Source organism: Massilia sp. CT11-108 (assembly GCF_047302915.1).
Taxonomy (GTDB): Bacteria; Pseudomonadota; Gammaproteobacteria; order Burkholderiales; family Burkholderiaceae_D; genus Telluria; species Telluria orientalis.
Genome location: NZ_JBKYMO010000750.1, coordinates 1 through 2,011 on the forward strand (window position 1 = coordinate 1; position 2,011 = coordinate 2,011).

Here is a 2,011-nt window from a genome sequence, read left to right on the forward strand (position 1 = left end):
CGTGCCGGCCATGGCGCCGCCGCCCAGCGTGGCGTTGCCGAGGCCGAGCGCCGTCTGCTGCGTGGCCGGCACGTCGTACCAGCGGCCGATGAACTGCTCGGCGCGCACGGGCTGGCCAAAGTACTCGGACAGCACGCGCGCGATCTGCACGCTGGACGCGGGCCGCTGGCGCATCGCGGTGGCGAAGTAGGCGAAGGTTTCGTCCAGCACGCCGTCGCCGTGGTCGGACAGGCGTCGGCGCAGCGCCGTGTGGCCCATGCCGGCCAGCGACAGCAGCAGTGGCAGGAAGCCGTCCCGGCGGCCGCCGTATTTCAGCTCCAGCCGGTACTTGCGCCAGGCCTCGTAGAACAGGGCCAGCGTGCGGGTCGAGAACGTGTCGAGGAAGGCGCGCGGGCCGTCGTCCCGTTCGGCGATCTGCTGCGCGGCCACCCGCTCCGTGTAATGGGCCGGCAAGGCGCCGCTCGAACCCAGCAGGCCCATGAACGTGGGCGTCAGCCGCACGTACTTCAGCTCCCGCGACTGCAAAGCGGCGGCCAGGGCGGCGCTGTTCGGCGCGACCGTGCGCGGTTCCGCGTGCAGCGCCTCGATCTCGCTGGCCGGGAAGGCGAGCGAGGTCGAATTGCTAAAGCGCAGGAAATTCGCCAGCGCGCCCTCCTCCGCCATGCCGCGCTTGCGCAGCCACAGCTCGATCATGCGCACGGCCTGGAAATACTGGAAGCGGTACGGCTGCGCGAACAGCCGCTCGATTACAGCAGGCTCAAATCGCCGCTTCGGGGCGTGCATCGCAGCAGCTCTCCTCCGGTCTTGTTGGAAACGATCACGAGTTGCGTGAAGCTGTTGGCGTGCACGTACAGGCCGAGGAAGCGTTCGACGATGTGGGCGAACGCGTCGACGCCGCTGCCGACGAACGCCTCCTCGTCGATCGTCAGCCGCACCTCGATGCCGCGCACCATGCAGGCGAACGGATTCCCCGGCAGCCATGCCGTCGCGGAGCGGTGCTCGACGGCGAGGATGCCGCCGATCTGGCGCTGCGTCGAGGGTGAGCGCGGCAGGTCGTACAGGGTGAGCATCTCGCGGAACGCGGCGATGCCGCCGCCCGACAGCGACAGATGATTCAGCGACAGGTGCGAGATCAGGCGCCAGTGCGCACCGCGTCCGCGCTCGAAGCGGTACGACGGCGTGGGCTTGCGCAGGAAGCTGATCGACTGCACCGTCGATCCGCCCTCGATGAACAGGTCGCCGCCGCGCACGCCGTACGACAGCAGCGCGGGCAGGTCGCGGTTGGTGCACGTGAGCTCGATGCTCAGCGTGTCCGTCTCCACCTCGGCCGGGTCGAAATCGATGTCGACGAGGGAGATCTGGGTCTCGTAGCCGGGGCTGCGTTCGGCCAGCAGCGGGTCGCGCCGCATGATCCAGTAGTGGCCGCTCTTGTCGGGCATCTGGCCGTGGCGCAGCGAGTAAAACGGCCGAAACTCCACAATGGATTCGCCCTGCGGCGTCTGGCGCACGAGGCGCACGCTGTCGATAGCCTGCACCTCGAACGCGAAGGCGCGGCGCGCGTCCGCCAGCACGGGATAGCTGGCCGTCGTGTGCGTCAGGCGGATCGGTTCGCCGCGCTGGCGGAACAAATTCACCACCGGCGTGCAGCCCAGCAGCAGGTTCGTCGCGGACAACGTGCCCAGCATGCGGGCCGCGTTCGAATCCGCGCGCAGGCCGGACAAGGCCAGGTGCAGCGTGATGGTACGCGTCCCTGCCGGCAGCGCGGCCGTCAATGCGGCCAGGTCGATGTCGAAGAAGTTGAACTTCTCGGGGAAGCAAAAATATTCGGTGAGGAGGCGGTACGCCGTGTGCGAGCGGGCCGGGAAGTCGATCAGCGACTCGTCCTCGCCGAAGCCGGCCGGCTGCAGCGGGATCTTCGACAGCGGGATCCAGCGCCCGTTGCCGTCGGCCTCCGCGTACGCGCACACGCCGCGCATGAACAGCGCGTCGCGCAGCGCGGCGCAGAACGACG

General features: G+C 69.0%; 2 protein-coding genes. Both read right to left on the reverse strand.

From position 1 onward, the window contains the following. Window positions 1-783, reverse strand: a 783-nt coding sequence (gene tssG / locus ACEN88_RS30250) for a type VI secretion system baseplate subunit TssG (protein WP_413345661.1), incomplete at its 3' end; no start/stop codon positions are given. Beyond that, a partial coding sequence (tssF, locus tag ACEN88_RS30255; protein ID WP_413345663.1) for a type VI secretion system baseplate subunit TssF occupies window positions 747-2,011 on the reverse strand: 1,265 nt, incomplete at its 5' end. The genes tssF and tssG, both read right to left, overlap by 37 nt.